Source organism: Paractinoplanes pyxinae, from assembly GCF_026626335.1.
GTDB classification, from domain to species: domain Bacteria; phylum Actinomycetota; class Actinomycetes; order Mycobacteriales; family Micromonosporaceae; genus Actinoplanes; species Actinoplanes pyxinae.
The window spans coordinates 111,412-128,923 of the sequence record NZ_JAPNTZ010000016.1; the positions used below are offsets into that span (position 1 = coordinate 111,412).

General features: G+C 69.5%; 14 protein-coding genes. 7 read left to right on the plus strand and 7 right to left on the minus strand.

Annotated elements, in window-relative coordinates; genetic code table 11:
- The first annotated feature begins 106 nt into the window (after positions 1-106).
- The gene (locus OWR29_RS37115) at positions 107-1,705 is read left to right on the plus strand and encodes a cellulase family glycosylhydrolase (RefSeq protein ID WP_267568186.1); all 1,599 of its coding nucleotides are present in this window, start codon (positions 107-109) and stop codon (positions 1,703-1,705) included.
- Positions 1,706-1,767: 62 nt separating this feature from the next.
- Here the strand turns inward: OWR29_RS37115 and OWR29_RS37120 are convergent, their stop codons facing one another.
- On the minus strand, positions 1,768-2,601 hold the full coding sequence (locus tag OWR29_RS37120; protein ID WP_324291294.1) for a PPK2 family polyphosphate kinase: 834 nt from the start codon (positions 2,599-2,601) through the stop codon (positions 1,768-1,770).
- Positions 2,602-2,761: 160 nt separating this feature from the next.
- Positions 2,762-5,446, minus strand: a complete 2,685-nt coding sequence (locus OWR29_RS37125; protein WP_267568188.1) for an alpha/beta hydrolase — start codon at positions 5,444-5,446, stop codon at positions 2,762-2,764.
- Between the two features lie 248 nt (positions 5,447-5,694).
- Between OWR29_RS37125 and OWR29_RS37130 the strand changes: the two genes are divergently transcribed.
- Positions 5,695-6,063, plus strand: a complete 369-nt coding sequence (locus OWR29_RS37130; RefSeq protein ID WP_267568189.1) for an STAS domain-containing protein — start codon at positions 5,695-5,697, stop codon at positions 6,061-6,063.
- On the opposite strand, the gene OWR29_RS37135 is transcribed toward OWR29_RS37130, so the two are convergent.
- On the minus strand, positions 6,038-6,850 hold the full coding sequence (locus OWR29_RS37135; RefSeq protein ID WP_267568190.1) for an SAM-dependent methyltransferase: 813 nt from the start codon (positions 6,848-6,850) through the stop codon (positions 6,038-6,040). The genes OWR29_RS37130 and OWR29_RS37135 overlap by 26 nt on opposite strands.
- Before the next feature lie 176 nt (positions 6,851-7,026).
- Here OWR29_RS37135 and OWR29_RS37140 point away from each other — a divergent pair, with 176 nt between their 5' ends.
- Genes OWR29_RS37140 through OWR29_RS37150 form a run of 3 tightly spaced genes read left to right on the plus strand, consistent with a single transcriptional unit; the run spans position 7,027 to position 8,762 of the window.
- On the plus strand, positions 7,027-7,194 hold the full coding sequence (locus OWR29_RS37140; RefSeq protein ID WP_267568191.1) for a hypothetical protein: 168 nt from the start codon (positions 7,027-7,029) through the stop codon (positions 7,192-7,194).
- Positions 7,195-7,226: 32 nt separating this feature from the next.
- Positions 7,227-8,414: a low temperature requirement protein A gene (locus OWR29_RS37145; protein ID WP_267568192.1), complete on the plus strand. Its 1,188-nt coding sequence runs from the start codon at positions 7,227-7,229 to the stop codon at positions 8,412-8,414.
- A gap of 39 nt (positions 8,415-8,453) precedes the next feature.
- Complete coding sequence (locus OWR29_RS37150) at positions 8,454-8,762, plus strand: GNAT family N-acetyltransferase (RefSeq protein ID WP_267568193.1); 309 nt, start codon at positions 8,454-8,456, stop codon at positions 8,760-8,762.
- A 69-nt stretch (positions 8,763-8,831) separates the two neighbouring features.
- Here OWR29_RS37150 and OWR29_RS37155 read toward each other — a convergent pair whose 3' ends face one another.
- The 4 genes from OWR29_RS37155 to OWR29_RS37170 form a co-directional block, all read right to left on the minus strand.
- Positions 8,832-9,212, minus strand: a complete 381-nt coding sequence (locus OWR29_RS37155; protein WP_267568194.1) for an MFS transporter — start codon at positions 9,210-9,212, stop codon at positions 8,832-8,834.
- Positions 9,213-9,384: 172 nt separating this feature from the next.
- On the minus strand, positions 9,385-10,038 hold the full coding sequence (locus OWR29_RS37160; protein ID WP_267568195.1) for a nuclear transport factor 2 family protein: 654 nt from the start codon (positions 10,036-10,038) through the stop codon (positions 9,385-9,387).
- Positions 10,039-10,213: 175 nt separating this feature from the next.
- Positions 10,214-11,092: an ABC transporter substrate-binding protein gene (locus tag OWR29_RS37165; protein ID WP_267568196.1), complete on the minus strand. Its 879-nt coding sequence runs from the start codon at positions 11,090-11,092 to the stop codon at positions 10,214-10,216.
- Positions 11,089-12,990: a putative bifunctional diguanylate cyclase/phosphodiesterase gene (locus OWR29_RS37170; RefSeq protein WP_267568197.1), complete on the minus strand. Its 1,902-nt coding sequence runs from the start codon at positions 12,988-12,990 to the stop codon at positions 11,089-11,091. The genes OWR29_RS37165 and OWR29_RS37170 overlap by 4 nt, the downstream gene beginning before the upstream one ends.
- 308 nt (positions 12,991-13,298) lie before the next feature.
- On the opposite strand from OWR29_RS37170, the gene OWR29_RS37175 reads away from it, so the two are divergent.
- Together OWR29_RS37175 and OWR29_RS37180 are read left to right on the plus strand one after the other, a co-directional pair.
- A complete protein-coding gene (locus OWR29_RS37175; RefSeq protein WP_267568198.1) occupies positions 13,299-13,691 on the plus strand; it encodes an ester cyclase in 393 nt (130 codons plus the stop codon).
- A 166-nt stretch (positions 13,692-13,857) separates the two neighbouring features.
- Positions 13,858-17,289, plus strand: coding sequence for an AMP-binding protein (locus OWR29_RS37180; protein WP_267568199.1), 3,432 nt, complete (start codon positions 13,858-13,860; stop codon positions 17,287-17,289).
- Positions 17,290-17,512: the final 223 nt, after the last annotated feature.

The window sequence follows — 17,512 nt, forward strand, 5'->3', positions numbered from 1 at the left end:
AAGCGTTTCGATTGACACGAGCGCCGGCGCAGGCCAACACTTCTCGCCAGGTGCGGACCGGAGTCACCGCCGGTCCCGCGCCACGACCTGGACGAAAGGAAGCTCTATGAGTTCGACGGCAAGGAGGGCCGGGCTGGCAGTTGTCGCTGCCGCCCTGGCCCTCACCGGAGCCGTGTACGGCGCGACGAGGCCCGCCTCGGCCGACGTCGCAGCCCAGCTGACCGCTCCTCAGCTGGTAGCCGACATGGGCGCCGGATGGAACCTCGGCAACCAGCTGGAGGCCAGCAACAACGGCATCCCCAGCGAGACGGCCTGGGGCAACCCGGTCATCACCCAGGCCCTCATCAACCGGGTGAAGGCGTCCGGCTTCCGGACGATCCGCATCCCCGTCTCCTACCTGGGCAACATCGGCTCCGGACCCGACTACACGATCACCGCCGCGTGGCTGAACCGCATCGAGGAAGTGGTCAAGTACGCGTACGACCAGGGCCTGTACGTCGTGATCAACATGCACGGCGACGGCTACAAGTCGGTCGGCGGATCCTGGCTGATCTGCGACGCGGCCGATCAGACGACGATCAGGGCCAAGTACCAGAAGGTGTGGCAGCAGGTCGCCACCAGGTTCGCGAGCTACAACGACCATCTCATCCTCGAGTCGATGAACGAGGAGTTCGACGGCCAGTACGGCAACCCGACCCAGCCGTGCTACTCGAACATCAACGCCTACAACCAGATCTTCGTGGACACCGTCCGCCGGACCGGCGGCGTCAATGCCTCTCGGTGGCTGCTCGTCCCCGGCTGGAACACCAACATCGATTACACCGTCGGCAACTACGGGTTCGCCCTGCCGACCGACCAGTACCGGTCGTCGTCCATTCCCAGCGGCGAACAGCGGCTCATGATCTCCGTCCACTACTACGACCCGTGGGACTTCACGGGTCAGGAGGACGGCAATATCACGCAGTGGGGCCCGAACGCCACCAACCCGGCGAAGACGTCGACCTGGGGACAGGCGGACTACCTCGACGGACAGCTGAAGAAGGTCCGCGACACCTTCGTCGCGCGCGGCTACCCCGTGCTCGTCGGTGAGTACGGCTCGATCGACAAGACCGCGGCGGACTCCACGAACAACCGGTACCGCGCCGACTACGCGCGCACCCTGGTGTCCACCGCCAAGAAGTACGGGGCAGCCACCGCGTACTGGGACAACGGCTACAACGGCGCGTACGGGTTCGGGCTGTTCAACCGCAGCACGGCCACCGTGACCCAGCAGGGCATCATCGACGCCATCATCACCGCCGCGGGCGGCACCACGCCGCCGACGACCACACCGCCCACCACCACACCTCCGACCACCACGCCACCGACGACCACGCCGCCGGCCAACCCCACCGGGACTTGCCGGGTCACCAGCGCCGTCAGCGCGTGGAACACCGGGCTGACCAACAGCGTCACCATCACCCACACCGGCTCGACCGCCGTCAACGGCTGGACGCTGACCTTCACCCTGGCCACCGGACAGAGCATCACCGGCGGCTGGAGCGCGACCTACTCCCCCGCCACCGGCACGGTCACCGCGACCAACGCGAGCTACAACGGCACCCTCGCGCCCGGTGGCTCGACCACCATCGGTTACCAGGCCAACCACACCGGCAACGCCGCCGCCCCGACCGGCTTCAAGCTCAACGGCGCCACCTGCAGCTGACCCACCCGCTGGGGCCGGCGCTACTCCGTAGCCCGGCCCCCGCCTCACTCGACCGCACGCGATCAGCCGGCGGCAAGCAGCTTGGCGCGTTCGGCGTCGACGTCGAAGTCGGGTGCGGGATAGCGGGGGTCGAGGTCGGCGAAAGTCTCGCGCAGCAGGGTGGCGACCGCCCAGTTGCGATACCACTTGCGGTCGGCGGGCACGACGTGCCAGGGCGCGGCAGCGGTGCTGCACCGGGTCAACGCGTCCTGGTAGGCCTGCTGGTAGTCGTCCCAGCGGGCGCGCTCGGTCAGGTCGCCGGGGTTGTACTTCCAGTTCTTGGCCGGGTCGTCGAGGCGGTCGAGCAGCCGCTGCTTCTGCTCCCCCTTCGAGATGTGCAGCATCACCTTCACCATGGTCAGCCCGCCGGCCGCCTGCTCGGCCTCGAACTCGTTGATGGCGTCGTAACGCTGCGACCAGACGTCCTCTCCCACGAGGTCGTGCACCCGCACGATCAGCACATCCTCGTACTGGGAACGATTGAAGATTCCCACGTAGCCGGGCGCGGGCAGGGCTCGCCGCACGCGCCAGAGGAAATCGTGCCGGCGCTCTTCCTCGCTGGGCGGGCCGAAGCTGACCGCCGTCATCCCGGCCGGGCTCATGCCCTGGGTGACGTTGCGGACGGTGCCGTCCTTGCCGCCGCAATCCATGGCCTGCAGCAGCAGGAGCACACGCTTGTCGGTCGCGCCCTCCTTGGCTGAAGCGAACATCCGCTCCTGATAGCCGGCCAGCTCCTGCGAGATCGCGGCCACCTCGGTCTTCGACCACCGCTTCGGGTCTTTTCCGACCGTTTTGCCGCCGGGCAGACCGGGAGTGCCGCGCGGGTCGATCTCGGCCAGCCGGGTGTCGGGTCGCACCCTCAGAATGTCTCGCAAGTCAGGCATGAACTTGCGCATTACCCGGGCGAACCGGCTCCATGCCCGTGTCCGCCCCCATGAAGCGCTCCGCAGAGTCGATGTGGCTGCGGGCCAGGCACCAACTCTGCGGAGGCTGCCGCTGTGCGGTCTTGTGGACCGCCTAGTCGGTGACCGTGCCGATCACCGTCGTGAAGGGGGTCTCGTCGTTGGTTCCGTACATCTCGAGCCGTACCTGCTCGTCCGGCTCGTCCAGCGAGTCGGTGACGGTGGGGATGGTCAGATCGGCGCTCGTCTCACCGGGCAGGATCACGACGAACGGACCCGCGAAGGTCTCGGACAACGGCCTTGACGGTTCCGGGTCCTCCCCCGTCGCGTCGGTGAACCACTGCGGATCGACGTCCGTGCTGGACAACTCCGGGCCGCCGGGTGGCGTCGGCCGGCCGTACACGACAAGCTCCACACCGGCGGGCCGGTCGATCGTGGCCCGCCAGGTCAGCGTGCCGCCTTCGGTCACCCGGTCGGCGACCGGGGTGATGGTCACGGCCGGCGCCGGATCGTCCTCGGTCACCAGCAGCTCGCCCAGATAGTCGCCGACCACCATGCCCCGCACCGCCTTCACGCCGACGTCGTACGTTCGGTCGCCGGTGTAGACGGTGTCGCCCGGCACCCGGACCGGTACCCGGACCGAACGGTCGCCCGGCCGTACCGACGCCACCCAGGAGCGGGTGTCGCCGGTGCCGCTGTCCGTCACGAAGATGCGAATCTGCCCGCCGCCGTCGCCGCTGACCCGCACCGGCATCCAGAAGGTCTGCACACCCGTGTCCCCCTCCGTCACCGGTTCGGCCAAGAGTGTGCCCACGTCGACGCGCGGGAGCTCGACCGGACGGGGCGCCGGGGTTCCCGGCCGCCAGCCCCACGCGTCGACCAGCCAGGCCTGCCCGGCGGCACTGCGCGGGACGAGGTCGAGCCGGGTGACCCGCTGCGGCCGCTTCACCGGTACGCGGACCTCCTGCGCCCAGTAGCGCGGCAGGAGCTCGGTGCTCGGCAGCCCGTCCAGACGCACCTCACCCAGGTCGGTACGCTGCCCCCGGTCGTCGGTCACCACGACGCCGAACCGGTTGTCAGTCGTGTTGGGCGGCACGGCGATCCGCAGCGCCAGGGCGTCCGCCACCGGCACCGCGCTCGGCGGGTCGAACGACACCTTCTGACCCGCCCGCGACCAGTTCATCTTCACCGAGTACCGGCCCGCCTCCTCCGGCACTCCCCGCATGTCGGCGAAGTGCGGCGACTGGGGCAGCCCGATCTCCGAGAGAGGCAGGCACGTACGGTCGTTGTCGCGGGTGACCTCGGCGCACAGCTCGCCGGCGCCGCTCACCCGGACCTTCCGGTCGGGATCGATCAGCGGTGTCCGCGCGCCGCCGACCGCGTGGCTCAGCACCCGGACCGGATCGGCGGACGGCGCCCGTACACCGGTGCCGTCGAGCAGCGGGCGCACCCGGTCGTCGCCCCCGACGAACAGCCGCGCGGCCGCCGCGATGTACGTCGCCCCGGCCCGCTGCTGCTGGGCCGCAGTGATCCGGGTCGGCGTGCCGGGCGAGCACACCGCATCCTCGATGTCGTCCGGGAAGTCGTCGAACGCCGGCGCCACCGCCTGCCCGGGCGTCCACTCGGTGTTGAAGTAGTTGTGGTTCGCGCCGACCATGAACAGGGCGCTGTGCAGCGCCCGCCCGCGACTGACGCCGATCGTGCCGTCCACGAACACCTGGCCCTGCAGGTCGGCGACGTCGCCGTCGCAGCTGGGCAGGACGGTGGCCGACGGGACGTCCGGAACGACGTTCTGCCCGAAGATCGTCGGACCGATCAGCAGCAGGCCGCGGATGGTCCAGCGGACCTGGCCGTGGTATCCGTCCTGGTCCGCCGGCGGCGGGGTCAGGCTGTCCATCGCGGCCCGGCTCACGCCCTCGCCGCCCCGCGAGTGTCCGATCAGGAACACCCGGGCCAGATCAGCGCGCGGCGCCGCCCGGACCGCGGCCGGGGCCGACGCCCGGCCGCTGCCGGACCAGTCCGCCCAGCGGGCCAGGTGCAACCGGACCAGCGACGATCGCGCCTGGGCGCCGAGATCCTCGACGTCGTTGTCCTGCGCGTTGACGCCGTTGGCCGAGATCGACACCGTGACGTAACCCTGCGAGGCGAGCAGCCGCTGCGCCTCGAGGTAGCCACGGTGGCTCGGGACCGCCGTCTTGCCTTCCGGGCAGGGCCATTCCAGGCTGATCTGCTCCGGATCATCACCGGCGAAGCAGGTGAAGTGCCGCCCGTGCAGGAACAGGGCCAGCGGCCGCGGGCCTTCAGCGCCCTGCGGCGCGACGACCACGGCCTCCATCTCGATAGCCGCCGGATAGCCCGGCAGCGTGACGCCGGGCAGCGTGTACTCCCCGGTCACTGTCGTGTACGGCCCCGGCCGCCCGGGGTCGAACGCGCCGGCCCGGCCGAGCGCCGGCGGCTTCACAGCGCCCGCGGACCGGCGCTGCGCCTGCGGCGGCGGCCCGTCGATACGCCGGCCACCCGCGCGGACCTGCAGCTCGGTCGGCTTGGGCAGCCGGTCCACCTCGAGCCGGAACGTACGGTGGTCGGTTGTCTTCGGCCGGCCCAGCACCCTGTCGCCGGCGTAGAACTCGACGACCGCGTCGCCGGCCATCAGCTGCGGCGCGGTCCAGGTCAGTGTGTGCCCGTCGCTCACCCGCCATCCGGAGCCGGGTAACGGGTCGGGCGGTCCCGCCGACGCCTGGACGGCTGTTCCCAGCACCATCGCCGCGGTCATCGCCACGGCTGCGATCACTCTGCGCATCAGCGCCTCCCCATCGATCGACATCACCGTGTCTAGTCGACGGGAGCAACCGATCCGAACGCCTCCGGTGTCCGGTTGCGACCAGGAACCGGCCGGCCACCGGTTCCCAGCATCGCGCACGCCTGCGCGAGCGGCCCTTCTCGCACCGGGCGACGACCGAGCGGCGCTCTGTCATGGAACCGTCGTAATGCGGAGACAGACTGGCGGCGTACGGCGGCAACGACAGACGACATAGCGGAGGTGACGACGTGACCGTTGTTCCCAGTGTTCACGGCGCCGGATTCTCGACGGCGGTGACTCCGAAGGCAGCACTGGTCCGGGTGACCGGCGATATCGACCTCGACGTGATCGGCGCGCTGCGCGACGTGCTCGACAACGCGGTGGCCCTGCGTCCCGTGGTCATCGTCGACCTCGTCTCGGCCGGCACCGTCGACTCGCTCGGTCTGGCCGTGCTCACCGGCGCCCGCGACGCCACCCGCCGCCGCGGCGGCGACCTGGTACTGGTCGCTTCCAACCAGTTCATCCGGGGCGTCCTGACGGCCCGTCGCCTGCAGACGGCTTTCCGGGTCTTCGACACCGTGCCTCAGGCCATCACCGCGGCGTCCGGCCCGCGCTGACAATGCGGGCCACCCCGCCGTAGACCGAGACGGCGGCATCCGGCTCTTCGCTGGGCTCACCGGGTTCAGGACGCCACCGGGTGAGCACCCGCAGTCCCGGATCGACCAGTTCGAGGCCGTCGAAGAAGCCCTCGATCTGCGCCCGGGACCGCACCCGCATGGTCACGCTCTGCCGCCGGTAGATCTCGGTCACCGCCGCCCACGACTCGGGGGCGAAATCGCCGGTCAGGTGGGACAAAGCGACAAAACTACCCGGTGGCAGGGCATCGGTCAGGGCACGGACGATCCCGTACGGGTCCTGATCGTCACCGACGAAGTGCAGGACCGCGACGAGCAGAAGCCCGATCGGACGGTCGAAGTCGAGAACCGCTCGGACTTGCGGGGCGGCCAGGATCGCCGCGGGACGAAGCAGGTCGGCCTGAACGAAGTCGGTCACGCCGGCCGGGTCCCCGTCCAGCAGACCTTGCGCGTGGGCCAGCACGATCGGGTCGTGGTCGACGTAGACCACCCGCGCCGCCGGATGCACGGCCTCGGCGACGTGATGGACGTTGGGCGCACTCGGAATGCCGGTCCCGATGTCGAGGAATTGGTCGATCCCCTGCTCGGCGGCGAGATACCGGACGGCTCGGCGAAGAAACGCCCGATTCTCCCGGGGCGGCACACGGCTGGCCGGATTGGACTTCATTCCCTGCTCGGCAGCTATCCGGTCGGCTTCGAAGAAGACGTCACCGCCGAGGAGGAAGTTGTAGACCCGAGCCGGATGCGGCCGATCGGTGTGCAGCTCCATGACCGCATCCTAGGCTCGTCCGTGCACTGAGGACATACGCCCGAGCAGGCCCGCGACGAAGTCGGTGAGCACGTAGTACAGCACGTCCTTGAAGATGCCGTCGATCGCCTCGACGACCAGACCCACGCCGGCCAGACCGACCGAGACTCCGACGAGACGGACGCCCCAACGCGACGGTGTCCACGAGGTGGCTCGGCCGGCACCATGGCGCGCTTGGCCGCCGCGACGACGCCGTCGGGAAGGGCGGCGATGTCTCGCGCGAGCCCGTCGACGAAGGCGTCGAGCTGGTCGGCCGGCACGAGCAGCACCGGTTGACCCTGTTGCAGGAACACGGTTTTCACTGACAGCCCGATGAGTAGAGCTGAGTGAGCCACCCATGAATGAACCCACGTCTCGCTTCCGGCTCGTGCCGATGTGGCCACGAGACCCGGACGAGGCCGGCCGGACCGCGTCGTCCCTGGAGCTCTTCTTCGACCTGGTCTTCGTGGTCGCGGTCAGCATCGCCTCCGTCCAGCTGCACCACCAGCTCAACGAAGCGCATCTGTTCCAAGGCATCGTCAACTACGCCCTGGTGTTCTTCGGGATCTGGTGGGCGTGGATGAACTTCACCTGGTCCGCCACCTCGTTCGACACCGACGACTGGCTCTACCGGCTGCTGACCATCGTGCAGATGGGCGGCGTGCTCGTGCTCGCCTCCGGTATCCAGGCGGCGTTCGAGGACCAGGACTATGCCGTGATCGTGCTGGCCTACGTCGTGATGCGCATCGCGCTCGTCGCGCAGTGGATGCGTGCGTCGCGCTCGGCCGGGGACACCCGCCGGTCCACCACCACGTACGCCGTCGGGATCGCCGTCGTTCAGGTGTTCTGGCTGGCCTCCCTGCTGCTGCCGGCCGCCGCGTTCTGGGCTGCCGTGATCGCCCTGGTCGGAGCCGAGCTCGCGGTGCCGATCGCCGCGGAACGACGGGCCCGGACCCCGTGGCATCCGCACCACCTGGCCGAACGGTTCGGCCTGTTCACCCTCATCCTGCTGGGCGAAAGCCTGCTGGCCTCGGCGAACGCGATCATCGAGGCCCTGCACGAGGGAGACAGGCCCGGGCCGCTGATCAGGGTGGCCGTGCTGACCCTCGTCGTCACGGCCGCGTTGTGGTGGGTGTACTTCTGGGCGCCGCACCACCCCGCCATCGACGGCCTGGGTCTCTCGCTCGGTTACGGCTACGGTCACTACTTCGTCTTCGCCGCGGCCGGCGCCCTGTCGGCCGGAATCGAAGCCGAGGTCGACGTGATCACCGGCCACAGCGAGCTCGATCCGGTGGTCGCGTCCTTCGCCTACACCGTTCCGATCGCCGTCTTCATCCTCGGGATCTGGCTGCTCGTGCTGCGCCGCAGCGCCGGGCGCCAGATCAACGTCATCGTCCCGCTCGGCGCGGTCCTGGTCCTGGTCGACCCGCTCATCCCGATTCCGTTCGCCCTCACCGCCGTGATCCTCACCGGTGTGGTGGCCGCCCTGATCTGGCAGAAGCCCCTGACCAACACGCCACAAGACCGCGCATCGACCAACGCGTGAGCCGGTCAGTGGCGGAAGAGACACACAAATGGAGGACACATGACAGTTGAAGTGAAAGACGTTCCCAAGGCCAGACGGTACGAGGCCCGGCTGGAAGGTGGGTCCGAGATCGCCGGCATCGCCGAGTACATCCGCACGGCGGAGCTCATCGCCTTTGTGCACACCGAGGTTCCTTCGAGGTACGAGGGTCAGGGAGTAGGGGCGGCGCTGGCGCGGGCCTCTCTCGACGAGGCGCGCAGCGCGAACCTCCGGGTGCTGGCGATCTGCCCGTTCTACGCAGGGTGGATCGCCCGCCACCCGGAATACCAGGATCTGCTTTACCAATCCCGGAGCAAAGTCCACGACTGAATCGGGACGGATGCGCCCGGCCGGGCGGCGCGGGCTGCCCTATCTGTGGATCCGGCAGGGACGGCTCACTCAGCCGACGTGGACGGCGGCCTCGCCGCTCGGCAGCTCGTCCTTGCGGACCTTGATGAGGACCGCAGTGATGACGGCGACCAGGAGGATCAGGCCCGCGGCCCAGATGAACGCGTCGGCGTAACCGTCGACCTGCGCCTCCAGCTGCACCTGCTGCGACGGCGGCCGGCCGGCGGTGAGGTGACTTGCGATGTACGCGGTGATGGCGCTGGTGGCGATCGTGTTCAGCAGCGCCGTGCCGAGGGAGCCGCCGACCTGCTGGGTGGCGTTCAGCGTCGCGCTCGCCGCACCGGCGTCGTGCGTAGGCACGCCCACCAGCGCCAGGCTGGACAGCGGCGTGTGCTCCAGCCGTATGCCTGACGCGTCTGCTTCAGCGGACATGATGTGGTCCCTTCGGTACGCGGAGTCGGCCGGGAAGCCCCGCGCACGCCGCACCTGGCAGCCTCATGAGATCTGCCGCCTCGCATGGCCGCTGAGCTGGGAGTGAGACGCGGCTCGCAGCTCGATGTCCGATCTGACCGTGACCTTGGAGGGACAAGCCGACCCGCCGGGGTCAGTCGTCCGGGCACTCGGCGTAATAGGACGTGATCGTGGCCAAGGCTCCGTCGCGGAACTCGTACAGGTCGCACGACGCGACCACGGTCACTCCGCCGTCGGGGTCGGTGTAGCGGGCCAGGGTGTCCACGGCGGCGCGGTCGCCGTCGGCGATCGTGTCGAACTTCAGGAAGTCGGTACGCGTGCCGACGAGATCGGCCAGCGTCTGCTCGCACACCGCTCGCACCGCGTCGCTGCCCTGCCGGGTCTCGCCGCCCCGGACGACCCAGGTGACGTCGGAGGACAGGAACGGGTAGGCGTCGGCGAACCGGTGGGCGGAGAACGCCTCCGCCACCTCGCGTGCAACGCCCGGGTGCGAGCGAACGTCGTAGTGGTTCAGCTGCGGCGGTTCCACCAGGTACTTCTCATCCTCCGGATAGAGCACCATGGCGTCCACGTCGTCGCCGGTGAAGCGGCGCAGAGCGTCCCAGCCGGTCCAGGTGCTCAGCGCGAGGATCTCCGCGGTGCCGTCACCCAGATCGCGGGTGAACACCTGGGCGCTGCGATTGCCGGGGGTACGCGCGTACTCCGCGACGCCGGTCTCGTCGACGTACCGCGCATAGGCGGCAACGGCGTCGGCGCGCACCACCCCGCGCCAGACACGGGCGATCACCGAGCGGCCCGCATCATGAGGCGGTCGCTGACTGCGGTCGTCCGCGAGCCGGCGACGGTCGATCGCGCGGGTAGTGCTCGAATCGTGACTGCCATGCCTCCACTCTGGTGGAACCTGGCCACCGGCGCCAGGGCGGCCACCCGTCCGGACCGCCGTCGCTGTTGGTCCGCGGCCTCTAGTCCTGCGTGGCGCTGTTGATCGATACAGCCTTGACCGCGCCGCTGCTGAGATTCCAGCGCTGCAGCAGATCGGCGTACGTGCCGGCGGCGACCAGGCGGTCCAGCGCGCCCTTCACGGCGTCGCGGAGCTGACTGTTGTCCTTGGCGAACGGGATGCCGATAAGGCCCGGGTCGTACTGCTCGTTCGACGCCAGCTCGTAGTAGTCCTTGGTGCGCGAGTCGGTGGCCAGGTAGGTCGCCGCCGGGAAGTCGTTGAGCACCGCGACCGCGCGCCCGGTCCGCAGCTGCAGCAGCGCGTCGGCGTTCGTACGGTATTCGTTGATCTTCATCGGCCGGGCATCGCACTCGCTCTGCGAGCGGTGCAGCAGGTCGGCCTGGATGGTGCCCTTCTCGATGGCGACGACGTTGCCGCACAGGCCGGTCAGAGCGGTGATCCGGTGCGGATTGCCGCGCTGCACGATGATCGACGAGCCCGCCGAGAGATAGTCGACGAAGTCCGCCTTCTTCTCCCGCTCGGCGGTGTCGGTCATCGCCGACAGGACGCCCTCGTACGTGCCGTCGGCCACCTTGTCCAGAGCGGTCTGGAACGGACCGGTCACGATCTGGATCTTGATGCCCAGAACTTGACCGATGGCGTCGGCGAGATCCGGTTCGAACCCCACGATCGTACGGCCGTCCGCCGCGAACGACTCCATCGGCGCGTAACTGGCGTCGGTCACGAAGCGGATGTAGCCACGGTCGCGCACCGCCTGCGGCAGCGAATCGTGCAGCGCCTGGTCGAACTGCACGGCGCTCTGCCCGGCTGTCTCGCCGGGCTGATCGGCGCATCCCGTCAGGAGCGCGAGCGCGAGCGTTGAGATCAGCAGCTTCTTCATCGGATTGCTTCCTCCGGTACCGGTGCGGAAATCTGCGCCCACGGCATCGGCCGCGAGTAGTGATAGCCCTGCGCCTCGTCGCAGCCGGCCGCGGCAAGCCAGTCGGCGACCTCGGCCGTCTCCACGCCCTCGGCGGTGACCCGGCAGCCCAGCCCCCGCGACAGGGCGATGACCGCGTGGACGATCGCCTGGTTCTCCTTCTCCTCGAGCACCGTCGCCACGAAGGTCCGGTCGATCTTGAGCTCGGCCAGCGGCATCCCGCGCAGCCGTTCCAGGCTGGTGTAGCCGGTGCCGAAGTCGTCCATCGAGAATCCGATCCCCCGGCCGGCGAGCCGGTGGATCGCCGCCATCGAGGTCGCCCGGTCGTCGACCATCGCCGTCTCGGTGACCTCGATGACCAAGTGGTCGGGCGCGGTGCCGAACTCGGCCAGCAACGCCTCCACCATCCCGGCGAAGTCGGCCGCCTCGAGGTTACGGGCCGAGACGTTCACCGAGACCGTCCAGTCACGGCCGGCTGCGACCCACGCCGCCTGGTCGGCCAGCGCCCGCCGGAGCACCCACGCGGTCAGCGGCTCGATCAGACCGGACTGCTCGGCCGCCGGAAGGAACTCCGACGGCGGCAGCAGACCGCGCTCCGGGTGCTGCCAGCGCACCAGCGCCTCCACCCCGCAGATCGTGCCGTCGGCCAGGCTCACCTTCGGCTGGTAGAACAGCACCAGCTCGTCGCGGTCCAGGGCGTGCCGCAGCTCCGCCTGCACCACCAGCCACTGGGTGGGATGGCTGGTCCGCTCGCCGGCCCAGACGACGATGTCGGCCGTTCCCCGCTTGCCCTGATACATGGCCGCGTCGGCGTGCCGCAGCAACTCCTCGACCTCGGCGCCGTGCGCGGGGTAGAGGGCGATCCCGAAACTCGCCTCGATCGTCAGCGGCACGCCGTCCAGGACGACTTCGCTGGTGAGCGCTGTCCGCAGCGACTCGAGCATCACCTGTACCTCATCGGCGCCGACCCCCGGCACGATGAGAGCGAACTCGTCGCCGCCCAGCCGGGCCACCGTGTCCTGCTGCCGCACGCCGCTGCGCAACCGCGCGGTGATCACCTTGAGCAGCTCGTCGCCGGCGTGATGGCCGAGCGTGTCGTTGACCTCCTTGAAGCGGTTGAGATCCACGACGACCACGGCGCCCCCGTTCTCGTCGCGGAGAGCGGCGGTGGCCCGCTGCCGGAACGCCTCCCGGTTGGGCAACCCGGTCAGCCCGTCGTGCAGAGCCTCGTACTCCTGCCGGGCGGCGTAACGCCGCAATGACCGGGTCGTCGACCATGAGATCAGGCCCAGCGCCAGGTAGAGCACGCCGAGGCCACCGCCGAGCCGCCAATAGGTGACCGCCATCTGCTCGTGCAGCCGCTGGTCGATCTTGTCGTACGGCAGGTAGAGCTCGAGCACCCCGATCGCCTCACCGGATGCCCGGGCGAACACCGGTTGCAGCACCCGGATGACTTTGCCACCGGCTTCGGTGGCGTCCACGATCATGGTGGCCCCGGCCACCCCCACCGTCGCCGACTGAAATGCCGGGTCGGAGACCGGCACGCCACCCGAGGTGGACCCGTCGTCGGAATAGACGACCTGGCCGGCGAAGGTGCGCAGCCTCATCCGCAGGACCGAACCGTGGAAGAGCGCCAGATCGGTCGCCTTGGCCAGCGACTCGCGCTCGCTCTCGGTCAGTCCCCGGCTCAGGTCGGCGGCGTCGAGGGCCGGCGCCACAGCCATCTCGGCGATCACGGCCGCCTGCGCGACGCCCTGATCCCGGCCCTGCTTGGCCGCGTCTTCCTGCACGCCGTCGAGCAACACCGTGGCCAGCGCCCCGATCGGCAGCAGACTGGCGCCCAGATACGTCGCGAACAACCGTGAACCGGATCGCGCCGCTCGCCGCTTGCCTCTGCGTGACCACACGGCCGGATATTCGGCTCGGTTGCCGTTCAGTTGAGAAATCAGGTTCAGGACCGGCCGCAGCGGTACTTCGGCCGAGGCTGGGTATGCGCAGTCCGCACAAGATCATGACATCCACCGGGAGCCCCCATGCCCCACGCCTCCACCCGTTCCCTGGACAACACCGTCGTCGCGATCACGGGCGCCAACGCCGGCATCGGCGCGTAGCCGGTGATCGAGGCCGGCGGCCCGGCCACGCAGCCACCGCGCTGAAAGGGATACCGATGACTATTGCTGGATTGCGTCAGATCTACTCCGCCTACCTCGAGGCGGCCAATGCCCGCGAGTTCGACCGCATGACCGAATTCGTCCATGACACGATCAGTTTCAACGGCGAGATCATCACTCGCGACGAATACGTAGCCGCAATGCGGCAAGCGGTGGATTCGGTACAGAATTACTTCTGGCACCTTGATGACTTGATTATCGAGGACGGCCGGGTCGCGGCCCGGCTCACCGTGACGGGAACCCCCGTGAAGGAGTGGCTGGGACTTCAGCCGACCGGCCGGGACGTCACCTTTACCGAGTGCTCCTTCTACCAATTCCGCGACGGCCGTTTCGACCATATGTGGTACGTCTTGGACTTTCCGGCGATCCGGAAGCAGCTGGCAGCCTGATGGCTTTTGTCGCCTTCGGCGAATTCCGATCAGGGCTGCCCGCTGCCAGGCATCGGCTCGTCGCAATGACGGGACCATAGGACGCAGTGCACAGCAGGACCGGTCCGCTTCATGATGACGGGTGTAACGTCCGAACGAGTCACTCCTCCATCCATCGGAGCCCCGGATGTCCGCGAGCCTGCTGACCACCATGGCCGACCGCCTCGACGCCGCTCCCGGGGCGGCTCTCTATACGTTTCTCGATCGCCAGGGGAAGGAGACAGACGCGGCTGACCGCCAGGAAATCGTGCGGCGGGCGGCCGGCGTCGCCGACTTCCTTCAAGCGGCCGGGGTCGCGCCCGGCGACCGTGTGCTGCTGATCTTCCCGCCCGACGGTCTGGAGTTCGTCGCGGGCTTCTTCGGGTGCATGCTGCTCGGAGCGATCGCGGTCCCGGTGGCCAGCCCCGACCCGCGGCATCTCGATCGCGAGCTGCCCAAGCTCCGGCACATCGCCGAGGACAGCGGCGCACGCTTCGCCCTCACCCACGCGAGGTACCGCGCGCTCATCACGTTGGCGTCGGTACGCGACGGCGTGTCGGGCCGCTGGCGCGGCCGCGAGACGTCGAGCTGGCCCGAAGTCGCCTGGCTGGTGTCCGATCGCGTCAAACGCGCCGGCCCGGAGGCGGCCTCGGCCCGGCTGGCCCGGGCAGCCGCCCGGTTCGGCCCGGACGACATCGTGTACCTGCAGTACACCTCGGGCTCGACCTCGGAGCCCAGGGGCGTCGTCGTACGGCACCGGAATCTGACGCACAATCTCGAGCTGATCGCACGCAACACCCGGGTCGACAGCGAGTCGGTGCTCGTCGGCTGGGTGCCGTTGTTCCACGACATGGGGCTGGCCGGCGGGATCCTCAACGCCATGCACACCGGGGCGCGCTGCATCGCCTTCTCCTCGACGACGTTCCTGGCCGCCCCACGTCTCTGGCTCGAGGCGATCGACCGCTACCGCGGCACGCACATCGCCGGGCCCAACTTCGGCTACGACTACGTGTTGCGCGGTCTGCGCGACGGCGACTCGTTCGACCTCTCATCGGTCCGCTCGACCCTGCAGGGCGGTGAGCCGATGCTGGTCGCCACGATGGACCGGGTCGAAGCCGCGCTCAGCCGCACGGGCTTCGATCCGGCGTCGTTCGTCAACGTCTACGGCATGGCCGAGGCCGTGCTGTTCGTGTGCGGGCGGGCCGGCCGGAGGCCGACGCTGCTGCACGGGGATCGGGCCCGGCTGGATCGCGACGGCGTGATCGTCGCGCCGGCCCCGGGCGCACCCGTGGTGACGCTCGTGGGCAGCGGCGTGCCGGACGCGGAGTGGGGCGTCTCGGTGATCGCCGTCGACCCCGTGACCCGGCGGCCGCGGCCACCCTACGCCGTCGGCGAGCTGTGGATCTCCAGCCCCAGCGTGTCCAGCGGTTACTGGGGACGAACTGAGGCGGAGAACGCGGCCGTCTTCGCCGCGCGCCCGGCCACCGGTCCGGACGACGGGCGACGTTTCCTGCGTACCGGGGATCTCGGAGTCATCGGGGAAGACGGCGAGGTGTTTCTCTGTGGCCGCCTCAAAGACCTCATCATCGTCGGCGGCCGCAACATTCATCCGCAGGACCTGGAAGCAGCGGTGGTCGCGGCCGATCCGATTCTGCGGCCGGGCAACGCGGTCGCCTTCGGGGTACGGGTCGACGGGGTCGAGCGGGTCGTGGTGGCGGCCGAACTGCGCAAGAAGGTCCTGCGGAACAGGGAGCCGATCCCGCTGGACCGCGCGGCCTCGGCGATCCGGGCCGCGGTGACCTCGCACTGTGGGGTGCAGTGTCACGAGGTCCTGTTGCTGAGCCCGGACAGCATTCCGAAGACCACCAGCGGCAAGCTGCGGCGCGCACAGTGCAAGCAGCAGTGGACGGTCGGCTCGCTGCGCTCGTCGGCGATCCCGGGACAACGCGGATCGACGTGGGAGACGTTGCCCCGGGCGGGCCCGGCCGGCGAGCCGGAGTACGTGCTCCGATTGCTGCAGACCGAAGTCGCGGAGGTGCTGCACCTGACCGACTCGAACCACGTGCCGGTGGATCGGCCGCTCCTCGACGTCGGCCTCGACTCGCTCGGGTTGATCCATCTGGCCCAGCGCGTCGAGGATCGGACCGGAACGCGCCTGCCGCCGGCGAGCTTCGGCAACCACTCGACCCTGCGGGCGATCGCGAACTCGCTGGTACGGCACTTCGAGCCGGCGCGCCCCGAACCGGGCGAGGCTCCGTACGTCGGTGACGTCCCGTTCAGCGCCGCGCAGCGTCACACCCTGGAGCTGGGCCACTGGGATGGGGGAACCCGTACGGTCATGCTAGACGTCCAGCAGCGGCTCACCCCGGACCGCCTCCGCCGGGCCGCGTCAGCCCTGGTCGCCCGGCACGAGGCTCTGCGTCTGCGGCTCCGCCGGGACGACGGCCGATTCGCGCAGCGCTACGGCGACATCGAGGGCAGTTTCGCCGTCGAGTCAGTCACGCTGGACCGGTCCGACGCGCTCCCGGCGCTCCTCAGCGAGCAGCATCGCCGCATCAGCGTCGAACACGGCCCGCTGATGCGTCTCCTTCTGGTCGAGGCCGGCTCCCGGCAACGTCTGTTCATCGCGGTCAGCCACCTCGTCATGGACGCGGTCACGTTGCGCATCCTGCTGGATGACCTGGACCAGCTCTGCCGGCTGGACGAACAGGACGAGCCTTTGCGAACGGCCCGGACATCGGCGCGCTTCGAGGTGTTCACCGGGTGGATGAACGACTTCGCCCGCCGGGCCGCCCAGGCGGACCTGGACTTCTGGCGTCATCAGCTCGCAGCGCCACCACCGGCCACCTACGACCCGCTCGCGCATCCCGCCGTGCAGGCGGAGGAGCTGACCACCGCCCGCCTCCGCCTGCCGCCCGAAGAGACGCGCGCGCTCAGCAACGTACGGACGAAAGGGCCGGACGCCGGCCGCGCGCCGCTCGCCACCACCGTGCTCACAGCGCTGGTGCGAACCGCTCAGCGCCAGTGGAGCTGCGGGCGTCTCGTCGTCGAGCTCACCGGCACGGGCAGGCAGACAGCGGTGCACGGCCTGGATCTCTCACGGACAGTCGGCAGCCTGCACTGCGCTTTCCCGCTCGCCTTCGAGGACAGCCGGTCCCAGGACCCGGCCGAGACGCTGACCGCGGTGGGCGAACGGCTGGCCGCTGTACCGTCCGCGGGTCTGTCGTTCGAAGGTCTCAAGTACCTGAGCGACGACTCGGACCTGCGACAAGCCCCGGCTCCGACGCTCTCGTTCACCTTCCAGGGCGAGATGCCGGCGCGGACCCGCAGCGGCCTCTTCTCCCTGAGCGCGGCCGCCATCGGTGAGGTGCGCGATCCTGGGGCCGGCGTACGGCAACCGCCGCTCCACGTCGAATGCGCGGTCGTCGGCGGCACGACCCGCATCGTCTGGGAATACTCGCCCCGGCGGCTGTGGTGGACCGGAGCCGAGATCGACCAGTGGATGACCCGGTTCCGGGACGAGCTCCACCACCTGGTCCGAAGTGGCACGGACTTCCCGGTCCGTCAGACGTCGCGATAGACACCGAATTCGCCGACCAGGCCCTGCGAAGCGACCCTGGTTCCGGATGAGCAGTCTGCCGGGGACGGCACGTCCATCGAGGCGAAACTCTTGGTCGAAGCGCCACCCGCCACACTCGATCGGCCGGAGCCGCGCGTCCGCCCGGCGGGCGGCTGACCTCGACCGTCCTCTGGATCAGGCTGGGCCAAGAAGACTTGACCGCGGTCGAGGTTGCGCATAGATT

What these genes read in the sequence shown, in the direction of transcription:
- OWR29_RS37135 (WP_267568190.1), bottom strand. Translation starts at nt 6,850, where the DNA reads ATGGAGCTGCACACCGATCGGCCGCATCCGGCTCGGGTCTACAACTTC.
- OWR29_RS37165 (WP_267568196.1), bottom strand. Translation starts at nt 11,092, where the DNA reads ATGAAGAAGCTGCTGATCTCAACGCTCGCGCTCGCGCTCCTGACGGGA.
- OWR29_RS37115 (WP_267568186.1), top strand. Translation starts at nt 107, where the DNA reads ATGAGTTCGACGGCAAGGAGGGCCGGGCTGGCAGTTGTCGCTGCCGCC.
- OWR29_RS37145 (WP_267568192.1), top strand. Translation starts at nt 7,227, where the DNA reads ATGAATGAACCCACGTCTCGCTTCCGGCTCGTGCCGATGTGGCCACGA.
- OWR29_RS37125 (WP_267568188.1), bottom strand. Translation starts at nt 5,446, where the DNA reads ATGCGCAGAGTGATCGCAGCCGTGGCGATGACCGCGGCGATGGTGCTG.
- OWR29_RS37175 (WP_267568198.1), top strand. Translation starts at nt 13,299, where the DNA reads ATGACTATTGCTGGATTGCGTCAGATCTACTCCGCCTACCTCGAGGCG.
- OWR29_RS37150 (WP_267568193.1), top strand. Translation starts at nt 8,454, where the DNA reads ATGACAGTTGAAGTGAAAGACGTTCCCAAGGCCAGACGGTACGAGGCC.
- OWR29_RS37180 (WP_267568199.1), top strand. Translation starts at nt 13,858, where the DNA reads ATGTCCGCGAGCCTGCTGACCACCATGGCCGACCGCCTCGACGCCGCT.
- OWR29_RS37155 (WP_267568194.1), bottom strand. Translation starts at nt 9,212, where the DNA reads ATGTCCGCTGAAGCAGACGCGTCAGGCATACGGCTGGAGCACACGCCG.